This window comes from Methylocystis sp. (genome assembly GCF_050246715.1).
GTDB lineage: Bacteria > Pseudomonadota > Alphaproteobacteria > Rhizobiales > Beijerinckiaceae > Methylocystis.
On record NZ_JBFWVN010000005.1, the window covers coordinates 75071 to 93425 of the forward strand.

The 18355-nt window shown below is 63.7% G+C and carries 19 protein-coding genes; 2 read left to right on the forward strand and 17 right to left on the reverse strand.

The genetic code is table 11. The annotated features are described in order from the left end of the window. Nucleotides 1-202 precede the first annotated feature (202 nt). Complete coding sequence (hpnH, locus tag AB7I51_RS04040; protein ID WP_428403444.1) at nt 203-1354, forward strand: adenosyl-hopene transferase HpnH; 1152 nt, start codon at nt 203-205, stop codon at nt 1352-1354. Here the strand turns inward: hpnH and AB7I51_RS04045 are convergent. From AB7I51_RS04045 to AB7I51_RS04055, 3 genes are read right to left on the reverse strand one after another with little or no spacing between them, the layout of a single operon-like run. Beyond that, nucleotides 1295-2014, reverse strand: coding sequence for a phosphorylase (locus AB7I51_RS04045; protein ID WP_428403445.1), 720 nt, complete (start codon nt 2012-2014; stop codon nt 1295-1297). The two genes, hpnH and AB7I51_RS04045, sit on opposite strands and share 60 nt — an antisense overlap. A gap of 24 nt (nt 2015-2038) precedes the next feature. Next, nucleotides 2039-4012: a squalene--hopene cyclase gene (gene shc / locus AB7I51_RS04050; protein WP_428403446.1), complete on the reverse strand. Its 1974-nt coding sequence runs from the start codon at nt 4010-4012 to the stop codon at nt 2039-2041. Nucleotides 4013-4035: 23 nt separating this feature from the next. Then, nucleotides 4036-4332 carry a helix-turn-helix domain-containing protein gene (locus tag AB7I51_RS04055; protein WP_428403447.1) on the reverse strand — a complete coding sequence of 99 codons (297 nt, stop codon included), beginning with the start codon at nt 4330-4332 and terminating at the stop codon, nt 4036-4038. Between the two features lie 238 nt (nt 4333-4570). On the opposite strand from AB7I51_RS04055, the gene AB7I51_RS04060 reads away from it, so the two are divergent. Further along, nucleotides 4571-5212, forward strand: coding sequence for a hypothetical protein (locus tag AB7I51_RS04060; RefSeq protein ID WP_428403448.1), 642 nt, complete (start codon nt 4571-4573; stop codon nt 5210-5212). A 136-nt stretch (nt 5213-5348) separates the two neighbouring features. Here AB7I51_RS04060 and hpnE read toward each other — a convergent pair whose 3' ends face one another. The 14 genes from hpnE to dnaK form a co-directional block, all read right to left on the reverse strand. After that, the gene (hpnE, locus tag AB7I51_RS04065; protein ID WP_428403449.1) at nt 5349-6596 is read right to left on the reverse strand and encodes a hydroxysqualene dehydroxylase HpnE; all 1248 of its coding nucleotides are present in this window, start codon (nt 6594-6596) and stop codon (nt 5349-5351) included. After that, entirely contained in the window at nt 6593-7468 is an 876-nt protein-coding gene (gene hpnD, locus AB7I51_RS04070) for a presqualene diphosphate synthase HpnD (protein WP_428403450.1), read from the reverse strand. Before hpnD ends, hpnE begins: the two co-directional genes overlap by 4 nt. After that, on the reverse strand, nt 7465-8352 hold the full coding sequence (gene hpnC, locus AB7I51_RS04075; protein ID WP_428403451.1) for a squalene synthase HpnC: 888 nt from the start codon (nt 8350-8352) through the stop codon (nt 7465-7467). The genes hpnD and hpnC overlap by 4 nt, the downstream gene beginning before the upstream one ends. 37 nt (nt 8353-8389) lie before the next feature. Further along, nucleotides 8390-9610 (reverse strand): glycosyltransferase, encoded by a 1221-nt coding sequence (locus AB7I51_RS04080; RefSeq protein WP_428403452.1) that lies wholly within the window; start codon nt 9608-9610, stop codon nt 8390-8392. Between the two features lie 86 nt (nt 9611-9696). Beyond that, on the reverse strand, nt 9697-9903 hold the full coding sequence (locus AB7I51_RS04085) for a ChaB family protein (protein ID WP_428403453.1): 207 nt from the start codon (nt 9901-9903) through the stop codon (nt 9697-9699). Between the two features lie 14 nt (nt 9904-9917). Further along, on the reverse strand, nt 9918-10610 hold the full coding sequence (gene pyrF / locus AB7I51_RS04090) for an orotidine-5'-phosphate decarboxylase (protein ID WP_428403454.1): 693 nt from the start codon (nt 10608-10610) through the stop codon (nt 9918-9920). Next, the gene (locus AB7I51_RS04095) at nt 10607-11200 is read right to left on the reverse strand and encodes a class I SAM-dependent methyltransferase (RefSeq protein WP_428403455.1); all 594 of its coding nucleotides are present in this window, start codon (nt 11198-11200) and stop codon (nt 10607-10609) included. Before AB7I51_RS04095 ends, pyrF begins: the two co-directional genes overlap by 4 nt. Before the next feature lie 331 nt (nt 11201-11531). Beyond that, nucleotides 11532-12188: a pyridoxamine 5'-phosphate oxidase family protein gene (locus AB7I51_RS04100; RefSeq protein WP_428403456.1), complete on the reverse strand. Its 657-nt coding sequence runs from the start codon at nt 12186-12188 to the stop codon at nt 11532-11534. Between the two features lie 23 nt (nt 12189-12211). Further along, the gene (locus AB7I51_RS04105) at nt 12212-12637 is read right to left on the reverse strand and encodes a regulator (RefSeq protein ID WP_428403457.1); all 426 of its coding nucleotides are present in this window, start codon (nt 12635-12637) and stop codon (nt 12212-12214) included. A gap of 132 nt (nt 12638-12769) precedes the next feature. After that, nucleotides 12770-13891, reverse strand: a complete 1122-nt coding sequence (dnaJ, locus tag AB7I51_RS04110; protein ID WP_428403458.1) for a molecular chaperone DnaJ — start codon at nt 13889-13891, stop codon at nt 12770-12772. Nucleotides 13892-13894: 3 nt separating this feature from the next. Next, nucleotides 13895-14077 (reverse strand): hypothetical protein, encoded by a 183-nt coding sequence (locus AB7I51_RS04115; protein ID WP_428403459.1) that lies wholly within the window; start codon nt 14075-14077, stop codon nt 13895-13897. Beyond that, complete coding sequence (locus AB7I51_RS04120; protein WP_428403460.1) at nt 14074-14364, reverse strand: nucleotidyltransferase family protein; 291 nt, start codon at nt 14362-14364, stop codon at nt 14074-14076. Before AB7I51_RS04120 ends, AB7I51_RS04115 begins: the two co-directional genes overlap by 4 nt. A gap of 60 nt (nt 14365-14424) precedes the next feature. Next, nucleotides 14425-15975, reverse strand: a complete 1551-nt coding sequence (locus tag AB7I51_RS04125; RefSeq protein ID WP_428403461.1) for a hypothetical protein — start codon at nt 15973-15975, stop codon at nt 14425-14427. A 250-nt stretch (nt 15976-16225) separates the two neighbouring features. Further along, complete coding sequence (gene dnaK, locus AB7I51_RS04130) at nt 16226-18121, reverse strand: molecular chaperone DnaK (protein WP_428403462.1); 1896 nt, start codon at nt 18119-18121, stop codon at nt 16226-16228. Between the last annotated feature and the right edge of the window lie 234 nt (nt 18122-18355).

The following is an 18355-nucleotide window of genomic DNA, read 5'->3' on the forward strand; positions in this document are numbered from 1 at the left end:
CAAATCAACAAAACTGTTGTGCTGCGCCGGGGGCGATGCCGGGTTTCTATTAGAACATCGCCCACGGCCCAGCCCCAGCGCCACGCTTTCCCTTGCTCCAGGATTCGTGCTAGAGCCCGAGTTTAACCGTCTGCGGCTAGGCCGTTCGGCCGCGACTCGCGCTGTCGGGCCTTGAACCCGTCAGAATTCCAAGGGGTCAGACGTGGCCATTCCGTTCCGCTACATAGCGAAAATCGGCGCATATCTCGTCAAGCAGCAGCTTATGGGCGTCAAGCGCTATCCGCTCGTGCTCATGATGGAGCCGCTGTTTCGCTGCAATCTCGCCTGCGCCGGCTGCGGCAAGATCGACTATCCCGACCACATCCTCAACAAGCGGCTTTCGGTCGAGGACGCGCTGCGCTCGGTCGACGAATGCGGCGCGCCGGTCGTGGTGCTCGCCGGCGGCGAGCCGCTCCTGCACAAGGACCTGCCGGAGATCGTCGAAGGCGTCATCGCGCGCAAGAAGTTCGCGATCGTCTGCACCAATGCGCTGCTGCTCTCAAAGAAGATCGATCTCTTCAAGCCGAGCCCCTATTTCACCTGGTCGATTCATCTCGACGGCGACAGGGAGATGCATGACCACGCCGTCTGCCAGGACGGCGTCTATGATCGCGCGGTCGAGGCGATCAAGCTCGCCAAGTCGAAGGGCTTCCGCGTCACCACGAACAGCACCTTCTTCTCCGACGCAGACCCGGAGCGCGTCGCCAAGTTTCTGGACGAGACCATGGCGCTCGGCGTCGACGGCATGACGCTTTCGCCGGGCTACGCCTATGAGCGCGCGCCCGACCAGACGCATTTCCTCAACCGCATCCGCACCAAGGAATTGTTCCGCGCCATCTTAAGTCGCGGACGCGGCGGCAAGGCATGGGACTTCACCCAATCGTCGCTGTTCATGAATTTCCTCGCCGGCAATGTCAGCTACCGCTGCACGCCCTGGGGCATGCCGCTGCGCACGGTGTTTGGCTGGCAACGTCCCTGCTATCTGCTTGGCGAGGGCTATGTGCCGACCTTCAAGCAGCTGATGGAGGAGACCAATTGGGACTCCTACGGCGTCGGCAATTACGAGAAATGCGCCGACTGCATGGTCCATTGCGGCTTTGAAGCCACCGCCGTCGCCGATTCGGTCCGCCGCCCCTGGCGGGCGGCCGCCGTCGCGCTGTTCGGCGTGCGCACCGAGGGTCCGATGGCGCCCGACATTTCGCTCGAAAATCAGCGCCCGGCTGAATATGTTTTCGACGAGAATATCGCCAAGCTCTCAGAGCTCCGCGAGCATGAGGCGCAGCAGCGGGCCCAGCAAAGGTCCACAGCGGCCTAGCGAGACGAAGGCGGCGCGCGAGTCGAGGCCGGCGCGGATCATTCCCCCAAGTTGATGTGGCGCGCGGGTGAGTTCGCGCGCAACTCCCAACGCATTGACGTCGCCGTCTGGCGTCAGCGCTTTGGCGACCAGCGGCGGCAACGCGCGCGCCGCCGGATCGCTGATCGCGCGCAGCGCGACGAAGGGGACATTGCGCCGCCGCGCGAATTCTTCGGCAAGATGCGACTCCATGTCGACGGCGACCGCCTGCGCATTCTCGCGCAGCGCCGCCTTGGCGCTGGGGTGCATCGCCGGCTCATCGACGCCGACGATGGCGCCTTGCGAGACTTTGCAGCCAGCGGCGGCCGCGCCTTTGATCAGCGCCGTCGAGAGACGCGAATGCGTGTCGCGCCGCGCCTCTCCCGAAACGACGGCGTCCGCCACCACGACATGGCCGGGTCGCAGCGCATGATCGAGGCCGCCGGCAAGACCGAAGCTCACGACGGCTGAAAAGTCCGTTCCATCAAGCGCGTCGAGCTGACGCCCAAGGCGCGCCACATCCGCGCCGCTGCACAGCGTCGTGACGCCTTCCCCAGCGATGCAGTCCGCTTCGCGTTTCATGCCGACGATGACAAGTATCGGCGCGAGGGCGTCGAGCTTGGCGGTCCTTCTGCTACTCAAATCGCGCGCCATCGATGCTTCGGGCTAAAGCCCGACCTGGACGAGCTTGCTGTTGGCGCGTCTTAAATTGCGATAGCGCGCCAGCGCCCAGAGCGGGAAAAATTTTGCATAGCCATGGTAGCGCAGATAGAAGACGCGCGGAAAGCCGGTGGCGGTGAATCGCGCCTCGTTCCACAGGCCGGCCTCATTCTGCGTCGACTGCAGATAGGCGATGCCTCTTGCGACCGCCGGATGATCGACCTCGCCCGCCGCCATCAGTCCGAGCAGCGCCCAGGCGGTTTGCGACGGGGTCGAAGGGGCCTGTTCATAGCCCTTGTAATCGAGCTTGTAGCTTGAGAGATCCTCGCCCCAGCCGCCGTCGCGGTTTTGAATGGCGGCGAGCCAGGCGCCGGCGCGGCGATAGGCGTCATGATCATGCGGCAGGCCGGCGGCATTGAGCGCGCATAGCGTCGACCAGGTTCCATAGATGTAATTCGCGCCCCAGCGGCCGAACCAGCTGCCGTCCTTCTCCTGTTCCTTGATGAGATAATCGACGCCGCGCTTGAGACAGTCGCTTGTTTCGACCGTGTCGCCGAGCTGCGCCAGCATCGAGACGCAGCGCGCCGAAACATCCGCCGTTGGCGGATCGAGCAGCGCGCCATGATCGGCGAAGGGGATGTGGTTGAGATAGTGGTAGGTGTTGTCGGCGTCGAAGGCGCCCCAGCCGCCATTTTTCGACTGCATGCCGACGATCCATTCCTTGGCGCGGGCGATGCGCTCTTCATAAGGCCGGGACGCGTCATTCGCGGTCAGCCGATCCATCGCCGTCACCACGACCGCCGTGTCGTCGACGTCCGGATAATGGGCGTTGGCGTATTGGAACGCCCAACCGCCGGGGCGAAGGTCAGGCCGCTGAGCCGCCCAGTCGCCCTTCACGTCGAGCACTTGCAACGGCGCGAGCCATTCGCAGGCGGCGCTCGCGGCTTCGCGGGCGTCTTCATCGCCGGTTTCAAGCAGCGCATGCGCCGTCAGACATGTGTCCCACACCGGCGAGACGCACGGTTGGCAATAGGCTTCAGTCTCGCCCACGACGAGCAGCCGCTCGATCGACTCGCGCGCCAGCTTCTTGCGCTTGTCGTCATCGGCGATGCCGAGCGCGTCATACATCAGCAGGCTGTTGACCATGGCCGGGAAGATGGCGCCGAGTCCGTCGACGCTATTGAGCCGCTCGCTGGTCCATGTCTCGGCAAGTTCGATCGAGCGTTCGCGCGTCGTCTTGGGCATATGCGGCTCGATGAGCCGCAGCAGTTTGTCGACCTCGCCGAAAATATGCGCCCAGGGCCAGGTCTGGTGTTCACCCTTCGGCCAGACCTTCACCTCATCGGGCGGCGTCACGAAAAGTTCGGGAATGTGAATGTTCTTTGGGTTTTTCGCCCGCGGCTTCTTCGTCATCAGCACCAGGAGCGGCACGAGGACGGTGCGGCCCCAGTAGGAAATTTTGTCGAGGTGGAAGGGAAACCACTTCGGCAGCAGCATGATTTCGACCGGCATCACTGGCACGCCGCGCCAGGGGATTTCGCCGTAAAGCGCGAGCAGCGAGCGAGTAAAGACATTGCTCTTCGCCGCGCCGCCGTAGGCGAGGATCGAGTCGCGGGCGCGCGCCATATGCGGCGCGTCGATGTCGTCGCCGATCATCTTTAACGCGAAATAGGCCTTGACGCTGGCGCTGATATTGAAGCGCCCGTCCTGAAACAGCGGCCAGCCGCCATGGTCGCCCTGGCAGCGGCGCAGATAGACGCCGATCTTTCGTTCGAGTTCGGCGTCGACCGGCTCGGCGCGATAATGACGCATCAGCACATATTCGGCTGGTATGGTGGTGTCGGCCTCGAGTTCGAAGCAGAAATGTCCATCGGTCTTGCGAAGCGAGAGAAGCGCGCCCTTGGCGTTCTGGATGCTCGCCTCGAGCGTGTCGGTCGAAACGGCGGCGAAGTCGTCGTCAATGCGCGCGGCGACATTCATTGCAAATTCCTTAATGTTTTCGATCAGGCGACGCTGAGAGTCGCGGGTTTGGCCGACTCAGAACTCGGCTTCACGACGATTTCGACATCCTGTCCGAGCGCGACGAGAAAGCGCAGCAGACGCTCCAGAGAGAATTGCCGGAAGTCGCCATGCAGCAGTTTCGATATATCCGGCTGTTTGACGCCGAAAATCTCGGCGGCCTGCACCTGTTTCAACCCGCGCTCCTTTAGGAGCGCGTCGATCTTGCGGACAAGTTGCGCCTTCAGGAGATGGTCGTCGGCAGGCGCCGCTTGAGCGGCGGACGAATCTTCGATCATCATTTTTGGCTTGTGGAAAGGCGTCTGACAGTCGCGTCGGGCGCATTGGCTATAGTGAATTGACTATATCGTCAAGTCGCGTGTGGCTCGACGATCGCCTCGGCAAGGATGGGAATTTGAGGGTCAAATGCCTGACAGCACTTTGTGCAATTATTGGAAAAGGTAACGATTTTCGCGCCGTGGAAACGAAGTTTTAACCATCCGCCGCCGATGGTCCTTCGAGCAGCTTGGAGGGATAGGCATGGTTACGAAACCCGAAGGCAAACAGGCATTGGCCGATCTCGCGGCCGGTAAGTTTTCGTTTGAGATGGTCGACGCCATCAAGGATCATGTCGGCGCGCTCGAGACGGAGTTGGCGCGTGTTACGACGGAGATGGAGCGCGTCGGCGCGCTGCATGCGCGCGCCGTCAATGAATCGCGGCAGCAGGAATACAAGATTTTTCGTCTCGAAGGCGAGCTGCGCGCGCTGAACGCGAGAGTCTACGCTCTGCTGAAGGCGAATGCGGTGACGCAGACCGCTCTCGACGCGGCGAAGCGTGGCGCCGTGAGCTTCGTCGAATTTCTCCCGGTCGCGCGATATTATGCCGAGGCGGGGTCGAAGGCGACGCTGGCCTATCTGGCGAGCATTGACTTCAAGGGCAAGTTCGAGGCGCTGAAGGCGCATCCGATGACTGAAAAGGCGCAGCGCGAGATCGAGCGCCTCGCCGCGAGCTTTGTCGAATATCTCCCCGTCGCGCGCAAGCACGCCGAAGAGGCGTCGAAGAAGACGCTGGCCTATCTCTCGACTGTCGGTCTGCCCGCTGCGAAGAAGCAGCTTGCCGCTGTCGTCGAAAAAGCGTCGGCTTTGATCGCGGACCTCCAAAAGAAGGTCGCGCAATTCTGACGAGCGGGCGGGCGGCAAAGACCGCGCCGCACCGAGAGGTCGCGTCATTGCGAGCAAAGCGAAGCAATCCAGAGCCGCAGGGCCGCCGCTGGATTGCTTCATCGCTTACGCGACGCGCAATGACGACTGCGTTCCTCTATAGCGCGCCAGCTAAAGCCGCCGCCTTATAGCCCGAGCGTATCGAGCCTTCGATCGTCGCGGGCAGGCCGGTATTCGTCCAGTCGCCGGCAAGCCACAGATTGTCCCACGCCGTCTTGGCGTCCGGTCGGCGCTTTTCCTGCGCCGGCGTCGCGGCGAAGGTCGCGCGCTTTTCCTTCACGATCTGCCAGGGTGGAAGCGGTTCGGACGGCAGGCCCGTCGCGGCCGCAACTTCCGTCCAGATGTTTGTCGCAAGCGCTTCGCGCGCATCGTCGATCAGGCGGTCGGCGCCGCTGATCGTCACCGACAGGCGGTCGTCGAATGAAAACAGCCATTCGGTGAGCGTGCCGATCATGCCGAGCAGCAACGGCTGATCCGGCGGCGGCAGGATCTTGAAATGTGCGTTGACGATCGCGCGAAACTCGTCCGGCGCGACAAGGCCGGGAATAAGCTCCTCTGCAATCCACGGCGGCGCCGCGAGAACGACCGCGTCGCCTTGTTCAAGCGTCACGTCGCGATCGCCAAAATGCAGCGCGGCGACGCGCGATGCGTCGAAGGCGATTTCGCGCAGACGCGCGCCGAAGCGCGGCTCGACGCCTCTCGCGCGAAGCGTGCGCAGCGCCGGCTCGATCAAAGCGTCGCCGAGGCCGCCTTTCGCGACCATTGGCCGACAGGCGTCGCCGCCCGCCGCGAGCGTCTCGCGCAGCACGGCGCCGGCGAGCTTGGCCGACGCCTCTTCAGGCTCGGTGTTCAAAGCGGAGAGCAGAACCGGGCGCCAAAGCCTTTCCCACAGCGGGCCATTGCAACGCATGGTTTCGCCGATGGTCGCGCCGTCCCTGGCGAAGAGCAGCCGGCCGGCGTCGAGATAGGCGAGCGGTCCGGCGCCCGGGACGCGGCGGTTGGCGACGAATATCCACCAGGGAAGGCGCGAGGCGTTGGGACGCAGCCGCCAGCGCTCGCCCGTGCGCGCGTCTAAAAAATCGAAGACGCATTCGTCTGGGCCGACGAGCGCGTCGCTCGCGCCGATTCGCCGCGCGTAATCGCGCGCAGCCCCATTGCCGGAGAGCAGCAGATGATTGCCATTGTCGATCGTCAGGCCGAGCGAAGGGTCGAAATAGGAGCGGCAGCGTCCGCCCGCCATCCGCGCGGCCTCATAGAGCGCGACGCGGCGGCCGGCGTCGGCGAGGCGCAGCGCGCAAGCGAGCCCGGCGAGGCCCGCGCCGACGACATGGATAGTTTCGCTCACGTGAAGGCGTGTCGAAAGTAGGCGCTGATTAGTCTGAAGCGCGACGCCCGCACCGGCGCGCGCGGCGGCGAGAAGCCGCGGGCGGAGAGATTGTCGAGCACCGAGCGATAGCCGGCGGCCATCAGATAGGGCGCCTTTACCGCGCGTTTCGGCAGGCCCGCCATCACCAGATTCGCCTGATCATAATGTTCGCGCGCGCGCGCGACGACCGGCGCGCAAACCTCTTCAAGCGAGGGATGCGAGAGGACGGCATGTGGCGCAAAGCTCGTTACGCCAGCGGATTCAAGCGCCTCGCGGGGCAGATACAGACGTCCGCGCGCGGCGTCCTCATCGAGGTCGCGCAAGATATTGGTGAGCTGCAAGGCGCGGCCAAGGTGATAGGCGAGCAGTTTCGGGCCGGTCGGCAAGTCGCAGTCGCCGCCCGGCGCCTCATCCGTCAATCCGAAAGCGCGCACCGACAGTCGTCCGACCGCGCTCGCGACCCGATCGCAATAGAGTTCGAGCTTTTCCCAGTCCGGCGCGCATATATCCTCGTCGACGTCCATCGCCATCCCTTCGATCACCGATTCAAAATCGGCGCGGTCGAGCCGGAAGCGGCGGACAGGTTCGGAGAGAAAGCTCACGCGTGCGCGAATGCGGCCGGCGTAGAGTTCATCGAGATCGGCGCGCCATTGGTCGAGCGCGGCCCGCCTTAGGGCGCGGTCGCCCTCATCGTCGGCGATGTCGTCGACCGCGCGGCAGAAGGCGTAAATCGCGAACATGGCGTCGCGGCGCGGCGGTTCGAGAATGCGCATCGCCAGATAGAAGGAGCTTTTGGTCGCGATCGCCCGCGTGCGCAGCGTCGCCGAATCGGCAAGCGCGTCGATTGTCATTGGCGCGTTCCCGGGATGGCTGGCGAAGCCGCGCGGGGACGGGAAATGCGGCGAAGCAGCGCGCCGATCGCGCCGATCGCGCCCCTAAGCGCGAAGCCGAGCTTGCCGTCATGGACCTTGTCGCTGAGCGGATCGGCGACGGCGATCCGCGCAACGAGATGTTCGGCGAGCGTTTGGATGGCGCCCACCTCCATGGCGAGGCGCGCGTCATCGATCAGATCGGCGAAGCAACGCGACTGATCGAGAAGGCGCGCGGTTTTGTCGTTAAGCTCGCGGATCGCCGCGAGCAGCGTCGCCGGCGCCTTGTCCTGCGCCAGCATTTCGACCGCTGCGCCATGCGCCGCGAGCGAGTCCTGCGGCAGATAGACCCGGTCGAGGCTGCGGTAATCCTTGCCGCAATCCTGCAGATGATTGATGACCTGCAGCGCGGCGCAGAGCGCGTCATTCGCCGCCCAGACCCGGCCGCGATCTTCGCCATGGACGTCGCAGACGAAGCGTCCGACCGGCATCGCCGAATAGCGGCAGTAGTCGATGAGATCGTCCCAGTCGCGATAGCGCAGCTGCGTCACGTCGCGCTTGAAGGCGGCGATCAGGTCGCGCGCGTGCTGTGGGTCGAGGCCGCGCTCGCGGCAGGCGTCCCGAAGCCTGCGCGCCACCTGCGTATCTTCTTCAGCTTTTCCCATCAGCGCGTCGTCGAGCGCGTCGAGGAGATCGAGCTTCTCCTGCGCGCCGAGCGTGGGATGATCGGCGATGTCGTCGGCGGCGCGAACGAAATCATAGAAGGCGAGGATCGGCGCGCGATGACGCGGCGCAATCAGAAAGGAGGCGACGGGAAAATTTTCGTCGCGATGGGTCTTCCCCGAACTCGTCCGCGCAATATCCATGATGCCGCCGTTTTGCCGCCATGACGCTCGCGCGCCCTCAAACCTCGATTTCGCGGTTCGCCTCGATCTCGTCGGGCGTTTCGAATCGCTCCGCCGCCTTTTGCGCGCGCGGCGCCTGATAGCGGCCCTTCCATTCGCCGCCGCGGCCCCTCAAATGCCGCCAGGCCGATTCAACCGTGAACCACGTATAGCACGCCGCGACGCCTGGCAAAGCGAAGGCGCGCAGCCGCGACAGGCCATAAAACCGCAAGGTCGGCATATAGGCCTGCGCCATCAGCAGCCAGGAGACGAGCGCCGTCTCGCGGGCCGGCGATTCGCCGAAAAACGCCAGATAGGGCGGCGCGAGATAGGCGGCCGCCATGCCAAGCAGCGCCCCGGCGAGACGCCAGGGCGAATAGCTGAGCTGGGCGTAGGCCGAGCGCACGACCATCCGGGAAATGTCGGCAAGGCGCGGATAGGCGCGCAGGCTGTGGACGTCTTCGGTCAGGCCCAGCCAGATCGGCCCTTGCGCCTTCATCAGGGCGCCCAGCGCGCAATCGTCGATGAGCGCGCCGCGAATGGCGCGAAAGCCGCCCGCCGCGGCGAGCGCCTCGGGGCGTACCAGCATCACCCCTCCCGCCGCGCCGGCCGCCGTATGATCGGGATCGTTCACGTGGCGGAACGGATAGAGCTTCTGGAAAAAGAAAATGAAGGCCGGAACGAGCCAGCGCTCGGCGACGCTTTCGCAGCGAAGCTTGACCATCAGCGAGGTCAAAACGGCGCCGTGCGCCTTCGCGCCCGAAACGAGACGCGCCAGGACATGCGGCGAAAATTCAATGTCCGCGTCGCAGAACAGCACGAAGTCTGGCTCGAGCGGCAGGCTGCGCACATGATCGAATCCGCGCTGCATGGCGGCGAGCTTTCCGGTCCAGCCCGTTTCTGGTCCGCGCGACGAGAGAATCGTCAGGCGGCCGGCGGCGCCCTGCGCGGTAGCGCAGCGGCGCGCGGCTTCGGCGGTGCCGTCGTCGCTCTCGTCGTCGACGAGAATAATCTCGAAGCGGCCGTCGAACTGTTGAGCGAAAAGCGACGCCAGGCTCTTTTCGATGACGTCGGCTTCGTTTCGCGCCGGAACGATGGCGACGATAGAGGTCGCCGGAACGGCGGCGTACTGGCCGCCGAGGTTCCGGTCATGCTCGGTGAGCCGCCAGAAGCCGCCGCGCAGCGCAATCAGATAGAGCCAGGCGAACAGCCCAATGATGGAGATGATTGTCGCGAGCATGGCGAATCAGGGTGAGGATTCGACGCAGATCGCCTTCTAACATTCGCATCTCAGCTAGACCAGAGCGGCCTTCCACCCTTGCGGCCCTATCCCTTCACCCACCCCGCCGCGGTCTTGACATAGCTTCGCTTGACCGCGGCCCAGGCGATGCGATGTGCCGCTTCTTCCTGCCGTGGATCGCGGCGATGGGCGTCGAAGGCGTGGTTGAAGGCCTCGCGATAAATGTCCTGCGCGTGTTCGGGCAGGACGCGCTGGAGATTTTCAGGCAGGTCGGAATTGCTAGCGTAGGGCATGCCGCGACCTCCGGTCAGGCGGCTTCGATCTCCTGCGCGACGGCTTCGGCGGCCACTGCAGGATCAGCCGCCCGGGTGATCGGCCGGCCGACGACAATATAGTTCGCCGAGGCGGCGATCGCTTCTCCCGGGGTCATCACACGCTTCTGGTCGCCGAGATCGGCGCCCGCCGGCCTTACCCCCGGCGTCACCAGCAGCATGTCCGGGCCGACGATGGGGCGAATGGCTGAAAGCTCCATCGGCGACAGGATGAGCCCGTCGACCCGCGCCTCCTTCGCCTGAAGGGCGCGTCGCGCCACGAGGTCCGCGACGCCGCAGGCGTAGCCCGCTTCCGTGAGATCGGCGTCGTCATAGGAGGTCATCACCGTCACCGCGAGGAGCTTCAGCGCGCCCTCGGACGCTCCCTGGCGCGCCGCCGCCATGGTCTGAGGGAAGGCGTGGACGGTGAGAAAATCGACTCCAAGTCTCGCGATCTGCCGGGTGGCGCGCTCGACGGTGGCGCCGATGTCATGGAGCTTCAGATCGAGGAAGACGCGCTTGCCGGAGGCTTTCAACTCGCGCGCGAAATCGAAGCCGCCCGGCGCGTAGGCGAGCTCCATGCCGACCTTGAAGAAGGAGACCGTGTCGCCGAGCGCCGCAACCAGCGCGCGTGCCTCGGCAACGCGTTCTACGTCGAGCGCGACGATGAGGCGCTCGCGCGCCTTCACGCCCTGGGCTTTCCGGCATGGCCGGCCTTGCGATAGCGCCAGACCCGCGCCGGCGGAATATTGAGCACGATCGGCGGCGACCCCTTGCCGACATAGGCGCCTTTGACGCCATGGGCGTGCATCGGCATCGGCGATTTGGTCAGGCCATAAGTGAATTGGATGAAGAGTCCGTCGTCGCCCATCAGCTCGAACGCCTGGTTCAGCAGTTCGACACGGTCGCGCTCGGGACGGCAAAGGAGCGGCAGGCTCGAAACCACGCTCGCAATCTTTCCCGCAACCTTTCCATTGAGCGTCGCCTTGAGGCCATAGGCGTCGCCCTGGACGACATTGACGCCAGGAAAGCGCTCGGCGAGCAAATGGCAGAACCGCGTCTCAAATTCGACGAGCACCAGGCGCTCCGGCGCGACGCCGCGGGCGAGCAGGGCCTGGGTCACGGGCCCGGTGCCGGGACCAAGTTCGACAATGTGCCCGTCTTTGTGCGTTTCGACGAAGCCCGCCATCGTCTTCGCCAGCGCGCGTCCGGACGGCGAGACGGCCCCGATCAGGCGCGGGTTTTCGATCCATTGACGTATGAAGCGCGCGTTATCCACGAGATTCGCGCGACCGCCGGCTTTTTGCGATCTATGCAGCAAAGATCTACCTCCCGATCGGCGCGATGAAAACGCGCAAACGGCCCCCGCAGTCGAGGGCCGTTTTGACCGATGATAAGAGAGCCGCGCGACGAAAACAATGCGGCGCGCCGGAGGCCAAGAGTCCGATTGCAGATTAACGAGGCGCCATCTCACGGCGTCATGGCCGGGACAAGCCCGGCCATGACGGCTGAAAGTGGGCCGAAATCAACCCGGCTTCGGAGCCCTGGGCCGGAGGCCAGCGGCAGCGGATACGCCCCGCGGGGGTTTGCCGAAAAACTTGAGCGCGAGCCTATCCTTCGCCCTTCGCGACGAGTTCGCCATAGACGTCCATATCGATGACGCCGCCGGCCGCGTCGACGGCGGCGCGATCCTTTGGCGTCAACGCCTCCTGAGCGACATCGAGCCGCTTCCAGCCCGGCAGCGGCGCATTGCCGGCCGAGTCGGGCAAATATTTCGAGTCAGCGATTTTCTGATAGCCGTGGATATAGCGCGGGCAATTGACCCAGACGCTCTCGATCGCCACGCCGACAAGAAATTGCGCGCCGGGATAAGCGGCGAGAAGCGCCGGATCGCGCGAGATCGCCGCCGCGCCCTGCACGCGCAAGCGGTTCGGCCTCAAGAAGTCGATGAACAGCAGTCCGACTCTCGCCGTCTCGACGAGATTGCCGGCTGAATAAAACGTGCCATTGCCGTCATACCAGGGGAAGATCAGCGCGCTCGGCGCGGTGACGTGCACGAAGCCTGTCGCGCCGCCCTTGTAGGAAACCGTCGGCCGGCCCGACGGATCGACGGTGGCGAGAAAAAACATGTCGCGCGATTGGATGAATTCGATTTCATGCGGCGCGAGTTCGGCGTGCATCACGCCGCCTTCCATCAGATCAGCGAGGCGGCGCGTGTCGAATTCATCCTGAAGCGCGCGATGCGCCGGGCCGTAATAATTGGACATGAAATCCTCCCGGGCCCGCGCTCCTATTCCGCGCTCAGCGCGACAAAATCATCGAAACGCAGCGCGCCGACAATATTCTGCGCGTCGTCGAGAAGTTCATACACCGGATCATTGTCGCCATAGATCGCGAATAGCACGATCACGTCGCGATCCCCGCCGCCTTCGCGATGCGGATCGTCCGAGGGCGGGCTCACCGTATAGCGTCCGGTGGGCCTTGCTTCCTTCAGGCGACCGTCGGGTTCATACAGCCGATGCTCGCCCTGAATGACGAAAGTCTTGTTCAGGCTGCGATGACGATGCAGGATGATTTGCCGCTGCGCGTCGAATTTGAACAGCACATGCGCGATGCGGTTCGTCGCGTCGATGTCGAGGATGGAAAAGGCGAGATGCTCGATTCCGTCGAGGCGTCGCCAAGAAATATTGGTGTCGTTGAAAGCAAATTGCGGCATGTCGGCTCTCCCTTAAAGGGCCAGCCCGGACTGTCCGAAAGACGCCGCCGCGGCGCCAGGGAAGCGCGCCCGAAAGCGCTCGGGCAAATTGCCCTGAACATTTGGTCGAGCAGGCGCTTTTGGGAGCTTGCTCTATCCGCCGAACAAATCCTTCATCCGCGCGAAAAAGCCCGTCTCCTCGGGATGGGTGTCGTGCGATGATTCCTCCTCGAATTCGGCGAGCAGCTCTTTCTGGCGCTTGGTGAGCTTTTGCGGCGTCTCGACGCTGATCTGCACATGCAGATCGCCATGCTCGCGTCCGCGCAAGATCGGCATGCCCTTGCCCTTGGCTTTGATCTGACGTCCCGACTGTGCGCCCTCGGGAATTTTGAGCTTCACCTCGGAGCCGTCGAGCGCATGGACCTTGATCTCGCCGCCAAGCGCGGCGCGCACCATGGAGATCGGCACGCGGCAATAAAGGTCGGCGCCGTCGCGCTGGAAGAAAGGATGCGGCTTCACCGAAAGAAAGATGTAGAGGTCGCCGGCCGGTCCGCCCCGCAATCCGGCCTCGCCTTCGCCGGCGAGCCTGATGCGCGTGCCGTCCTCGACGCCCGGCGGGACATTGACCGAGAGCGACCGTTCGATCGTCTTGCGGCCGGCGCCGGCGCAGGAGGGGCAGGGGTTCTCGATAATCTCGCCGCGTCCCTGGCACGTCGGGCATGTCCGCTCGATGGCGAAAAAGCCCTGCTGGGCGCGCACCCGTCCCATGCCGCCGCAGGTCGCGCAGGTCTTGGGCTTGGAGCCTTTTTTCGCGCCGGTCCCGGAGCAGGCCTCGCAGCTCGCCGAGGTCGGAATTTTCAGCGACGCGCTCTTGCCGTGATAGGCCTCGTCGAGGGTGATCTCCATGTTGTAGCGCAGATCCGAGCCGCGCTCGCGCCCGCCCGAGCGACCGCGCCGGCCCATCACGTCGCCGAACAAATCCTCGAAAATATCGGCCATTGAGGCGCCGAAACCCTCGCCGGCACCAAAGCCGCCGAACCCGCCGCCCTGCTCGAAAGCGGCGTGGCCGAAACGGTCATAGGCCGCGCGCTTCTGCGGGTCGCAGAGGCACTGATAGGCCTCGTTCAATTCCTTGAAGCGGGTTTCCGCCTGCTTGTCGCCGGGGTGCCGATCGGGATGGCACTGCATCGCCGCCTTGCGGAAGGCGATTTTCAGATCGACTTCCGTCACGGTGCGGGTAACGCCGAGAACTTCGTAATAGTCGCGTTTGGACATTTCTTAGTCTTCGAGCGGTTTTTTCGAAGCTTCGCCGATCCGCTCGCCCGCCGCTTCGTATATGGCTTCGAGAGGATTTAGCAACTCCGGCAGATTGATCAGCGCCGTTCGCCAGACGACGCGAAAGTCGGCGCGAGCCGGCTCGAGTTTCCGGTGGGAAAAAACAAAAACGGCGCTGTACGTCATACCGGGGCGGCCTCGGCGACGATTTTCGCTCTGATGCGTTTGGGAAGCTCCAGCGGCGTCAGGAGATCTACTTTCACGCCCAAAATCTCTTCCAACTCTGCATTGAGTCCGCCCAAATCCAGCAAGGTCGCGCCAGGTAAAACATCGACCAGAATGTCGATATTGCTGCCGTATTCATCCTCGCCGCGCAACACCGAACCGAAAACGCGCGGGTTGGCCGCCTTGCGGCGGCTGACGGCGGCGCGCACGGCTTCGCGATGTTGATTGAGCGCGAGCGAGGGTTTCATTTTGTCGATCCGAAGGTCGGTCCAGCTATTCTAGACGATTTGGCGTTGGCAGCCGAGCGTTCAGGACTGGCCGAGTAAGGCTTGCGCCGTGTCGCCATAGAGCCAACGCAGCCAGTCCGCTGCCCAGGTGGAGACAGGCGCCAAGCCGTGCTGGGCGTTCGCGTAGAGGGCGAAGCAAAGCATGGTCAGCGCGATGCTGGCCATGCCGACGCCGGATTTCCATTTGACGAGATAGCCGAGGCGAGGAAGCGCTTTTGCGACCTTTTCCGCGCGGCCCGGCACCTCATCGCGGTCGATGACAAGTGCGTGTGTCCAAAGCGCGACGCCGAGCGTCAGGGCGCTGGCGGCGAGCGCCACCCATTGGAAGGCCGGGACTTTCGACCAGTCGACAAGGAACAGCAGCGCGGCGGATGAGATTAGTGGCGCGTCGCCGCGGTGATTTTCGATTATCGCCTTCATTTCCGCACCGACGATGAATCCGGCGACGCCGTAAATTGCGAGAGCGAGAAAGACCCATGACAGCGCCTTGCGATAGGCGTCGGCGCGCAGCCCTTCGATCCCGTATTCGATTTTCGGCGCGCCGCCGACAATGAAGAGAATCCACCAGAACCACAAAGTCGATTTGAGGATGACGCGATAGGCCCAGCCGGGGAAGAACATGAGAGGCAAAAAGATCAGCCCAACAGCGGCAAAGGCCTTATCCGTATCGGCCCCTGTTGTGACATCCGAGAAAAAGCTTGAGGCGAGCCGTGGCAATTGCATGTCGTGATCGGGCGGGAGGCCGGGAAGCAATTCCGGCATCTGCAAAGGTGCCATTCGCAACGCTAGCCGCTCTATATTGGCTGGCGCCTGACGATAACCGGCGAATAGAAAACGAGCCGTGGCCGCGAAACGAATCAACAGGGTCATGAGCCAAAATCCGGTGAAAAATCCGGCACCAACAATGATAAGTGCCGATTCCGCTCGCGCTGCCGCTGCTGCTCCCGCTCCCGCTGCCGCTGCTGCTCCCGCCACCGCTCCCGCTGCCGCCGCCGCTGCCGCTACCGCTACCGCTCTCGCTCCCATTCCCGTTCCCCCTACCGCTCTCTCTCCCTCTCCCGCTACCAACACCGCTATCGCCACCGCTCCCGCTAGATTTGTCATCGCAAGAAGAAATACTGCGCCGCGCCAAAACGCGGCCCAGCCGTCATGACCGGCGAGAAACAGTTTCGCCGCCGTATAGCCGGCAGCCAGCGCGACGATGATGCCGATTCCGGCACCGATCCACGCCCATCGCCGCTCCAGCACCTTTCTGGCGTCGGCCCGCGCTCCGGGATCCTCCGGCAATTTCGATGGAAATATCCCGTTGTTGAACCACCTCACGCCCTGCCGCACCGATTCCTCGGAGCGCAAGAACAGAAGCGGTGCGATGAAGAGGCTCGTATAAAGCAGTAAGAATGTTTCGTATGTCAGCGCGACATACCAGAAGCCGACAATGGCGAGCACCGTCTCCAGCATCGCCCAAAAATTATTCTGCCCGCGCGCGACGCTTTCCTCGTCGGATTGCAGGCTCCAGAAGCCCTTGCGGGCGGGTTCGCGCGTTTCGTTGGGAGGAGGCGGTTCGTCCGTCATGGCGCAATCGTATTTGTAATATCCGTTTCAAAATTTAATCACGTGACGCGAGCGGCGCAATGGGACACCACACCCTCTCCCGCAGGCGGGAGAAGGTGGCCCTTGCGTTAACGAGGGTCGGATAAGGGCGCCTGCCGCCGCCACAATATGCCGCCACAATATTATGAAGGCCGCCCAATCTCGGCGGCCCTCATTTGTCACGCCTTTGGCGCGACACCTTCTCCCGCAAGCGGGAGAAGGGATTCTCGAATTACTTCTTGTCGTCGCCGACGTCCTTGAACTCAGCGTCGATCACGTCGTCCTTCGGCGCTTCCGAAGCGCCGGGGCTCGACGCCTCGGCCTGCTGGGCCTTGTACATCGCCTCGCCGAGCTTCATCGAGGCCTGCGCCAGTTCATTGGTCTTGGCCTTGATCGTGTCGACGTTGTCGCCTTCGATCGCGCTCTTTAACGAAGCGATCGCCGCCTCGATCGCGCTCTTGTCGGCGCCCGAAACCTTGTCGCCGAATTCGGCGACGGATTTCTCCGCGGCGTGGATCCCGGCCTCGGCATGGTTCTTGGCGTCGACGAGTTCGCGACGGATTTTGTCCTCAGCGGCATGCGCCTCGGCGTCCTTGACCATCTTATCGATGTCGCCTTCGGAGAGGCCGCCAGAAGCCTGGATCCGGATCTGCTGCTCCTTGTTGGTGGCCTTGTCCTTCGCCGTGACATTGACGATGCCATTGGCGTCGATGTCGAAGGTCACCTCGACCTGCGGCATGCCGCGCGGCGCCGGCGGAATGCCGACGAGATCGAACTGGCCGAGCAGCTTATTGTCCGCCGCCATCTCGCGCTCGCCCTGGAAGACCCGGATGGTGACCGCCGTCTGATTGTCTTCGGCGGTCGAGAACACCTGGCTTTTCTTGGTCGGGATCGTCGTGTTGCGGTCGATGAGGCGCGTGAACACGCCGCCCAGCGTCTCGATGCCGAGCGACAGCGGCGTCACGTCGAGCAGCAGCACGTCCTTCACGTCGCCCTGCAGCACGCCCGCCTGCACCGCCGCGCCGATGGCGACGACTTCGTCAGGATTGACGCCCTTATGCGGCTCCTTGCCGAAGAACTGCTTCACCACCTCCTGCACCTTCGGCATGCGGGTCATGCCGCCGACGAGCACCACTTCGCCAATGTCGGCCGCCGACAGTCCGGCGTCCTTCAAGGCTTTGCGGCAGGGCTCGACCGTGCGCTGGATGAGATCGTCGACGAGCGCTTCGAATTTCGCGCGGGTGAGCTTCAGCGTCAGATGCTTCGGGCCCGTGGCGTCGGCGGTGATGTAGGGCAGGTTGATCTCGGTCTGCGTCGCAGAGGAGAGTTCGATCTTGGCCTTTTCCGCCGCTTCCTTGAGGCGTTGCAGGGCGAGCTTGTCCTTCGTCAGGTCGATGCCCTGCTCCTTCTTGAACTCGCCCGCGAGATATTCGACGAGGCGCATGTCGAAGTCTTCGCCGCCGAGGAAAGTGTCGCCATTCGTCGATTTCACCTCGAACACGCCGTCGCCGATCTCGAGAATCGACACGTCGAAGGTGCCGCCGCCAAGGTCGTAAACCGCGATCGTGCCCGACTGCTTCTTGTCGAGGCCATAGGCGAGCGCCGCCGCCGTCGGCTCATTGATGATGCGCAGCACCTCAAGGCCGGCGATCTTGCCGGCGTCCTTGGTGGCCTGACGCTGAGCGTCGTTGAAATAGGCGGGGACGGTGATGACCGCCTGGGTGACGGTCTGGCCGAGATAGGCCTCGGCCGTCTCCTTCATTTTTTGCAGGATGAAGGCTGAAATCTGCGACGGCGAATATTGCTTGCCGGCGGCCTCCACCCAGGCGTCGCCGTTATTCGCCTTGACGATCTTGTAAGGGACGAGACTGATGTCCTTTTTGGTCATCGGGTCGTCAAAGGTGCGGCCGATCAGCCGCTTGATGGCGAAGAAAGTCTTGTCGGGATTGGTGACCGCCTGACGTTTGGCGGGTTGGCCGACGAGGCGCTCGCCGTCGTCGGTGAAGGCGACGATCGACGGCGTCGTTCTTGCGCCTTCGGCGTTTTCGATAACCTTGGGGCTCGACCCTTCCATGACGGCCACGCAGGAATTAGTCGTGCCGAGGTCGATGCCGATAATTTTACCCATTTCGATGTCCTTTCGCTGGCGACGCCGGACCCCGAAGCGGTCCGGTTCAAAAAGGCGAAGGACAGCGGCTCGCCATGAGCCCGCCGCGCGATCCTCCCCCTCGCTCTCCCAAGATTGTGACGGGCCCACCCGCCCGCAAGAGCAGGCCGCATATAGAAGAATCATTTCGCGGCGACAATCCCTGCAGACGCTCTTCAGACGCCCCGCGGCAAACCGTCCGGCCGTGCGCCGGAC

What these genes read in the sequence shown, in the direction of transcription:
- shc (WP_428403446.1), bottom strand. Translation starts at nt 4,012, where the DNA reads ATGAATGTCGCCGCGCGCATTGACGACGACTTCGCCGCCGTTTCGACC.
- AB7I51_RS04055 (WP_428403447.1), bottom strand. Translation starts at nt 4,332, where the DNA reads ATGATGATCGAAGATTCGTCCGCCGCTCAAGCGGCGCCTGCCGACGAC.
- AB7I51_RS04060 (WP_428403448.1), top strand. Translation starts at nt 4,571, where the DNA reads ATGGTTACGAAACCCGAAGGCAAACAGGCATTGGCCGATCTCGCGGCC.
- hpnD (WP_428403450.1), bottom strand. Translation starts at nt 7,468, where the DNA reads ATGACAATCGACGCGCTTGCCGATTCGGCGACGCTGCGCACGCGGGCG.
- hpnC (WP_428403451.1), bottom strand. Translation starts at nt 8,352, where the DNA reads ATGGATATTGCGCGGACGAGTTCGGGGAAGACCCATCGCGACGAAAAT.
- AB7I51_RS04080 (WP_428403452.1), bottom strand. Translation starts at nt 9,610, where the DNA reads ATGCTCGCGACAATCATCTCCATCATTGGGCTGTTCGCCTGGCTCTAT.
- AB7I51_RS04085 (WP_428403453.1), bottom strand. Translation starts at nt 9,903, where the DNA reads ATGCCCTACGCTAGCAATTCCGACCTGCCTGAAAATCTCCAGCGCGTC.
- AB7I51_RS04100 (WP_428403456.1), bottom strand. Translation starts at nt 12,188, where the DNA reads ATGTCCAATTATTACGGCCCGGCGCATCGCGCGCTTCAGGATGAATTC.
- AB7I51_RS04105 (WP_428403457.1), bottom strand. Translation starts at nt 12,637, where the DNA reads ATGCCGCAATTTGCTTTCAACGACACCAATATTTCTTGGCGACGCCTC.
- dnaJ (WP_428403458.1), bottom strand. Translation starts at nt 13,891, where the DNA reads ATGTCCAAACGCGACTATTACGAAGTTCTCGGCGTTACCCGCACCGTG.
- AB7I51_RS04115 (WP_428403459.1), bottom strand. Translation starts at nt 14,077, where the DNA reads ATGACGTACAGCGCCGTTTTTGTTTTTTCCCACCGGAAACTCGAGCCG.
- AB7I51_RS04120 (WP_428403460.1), bottom strand. Translation starts at nt 14,364, where the DNA reads ATGAAACCCTCGCTCGCGCTCAATCAACATCGCGAAGCCGTGCGCGCC.
- AB7I51_RS04125 (WP_428403461.1), bottom strand. Translation starts at nt 15,975, where the DNA reads ATGACGGACGAACCGCCTCCTCCCAACGAAACGCGCGAACCCGCCCGC.
- dnaK (WP_428403462.1), bottom strand. Translation starts at nt 18,121, where the DNA reads ATGGGTAAAATTATCGGCATCGACCTCGGCACGACTAATTCCTGCGTG.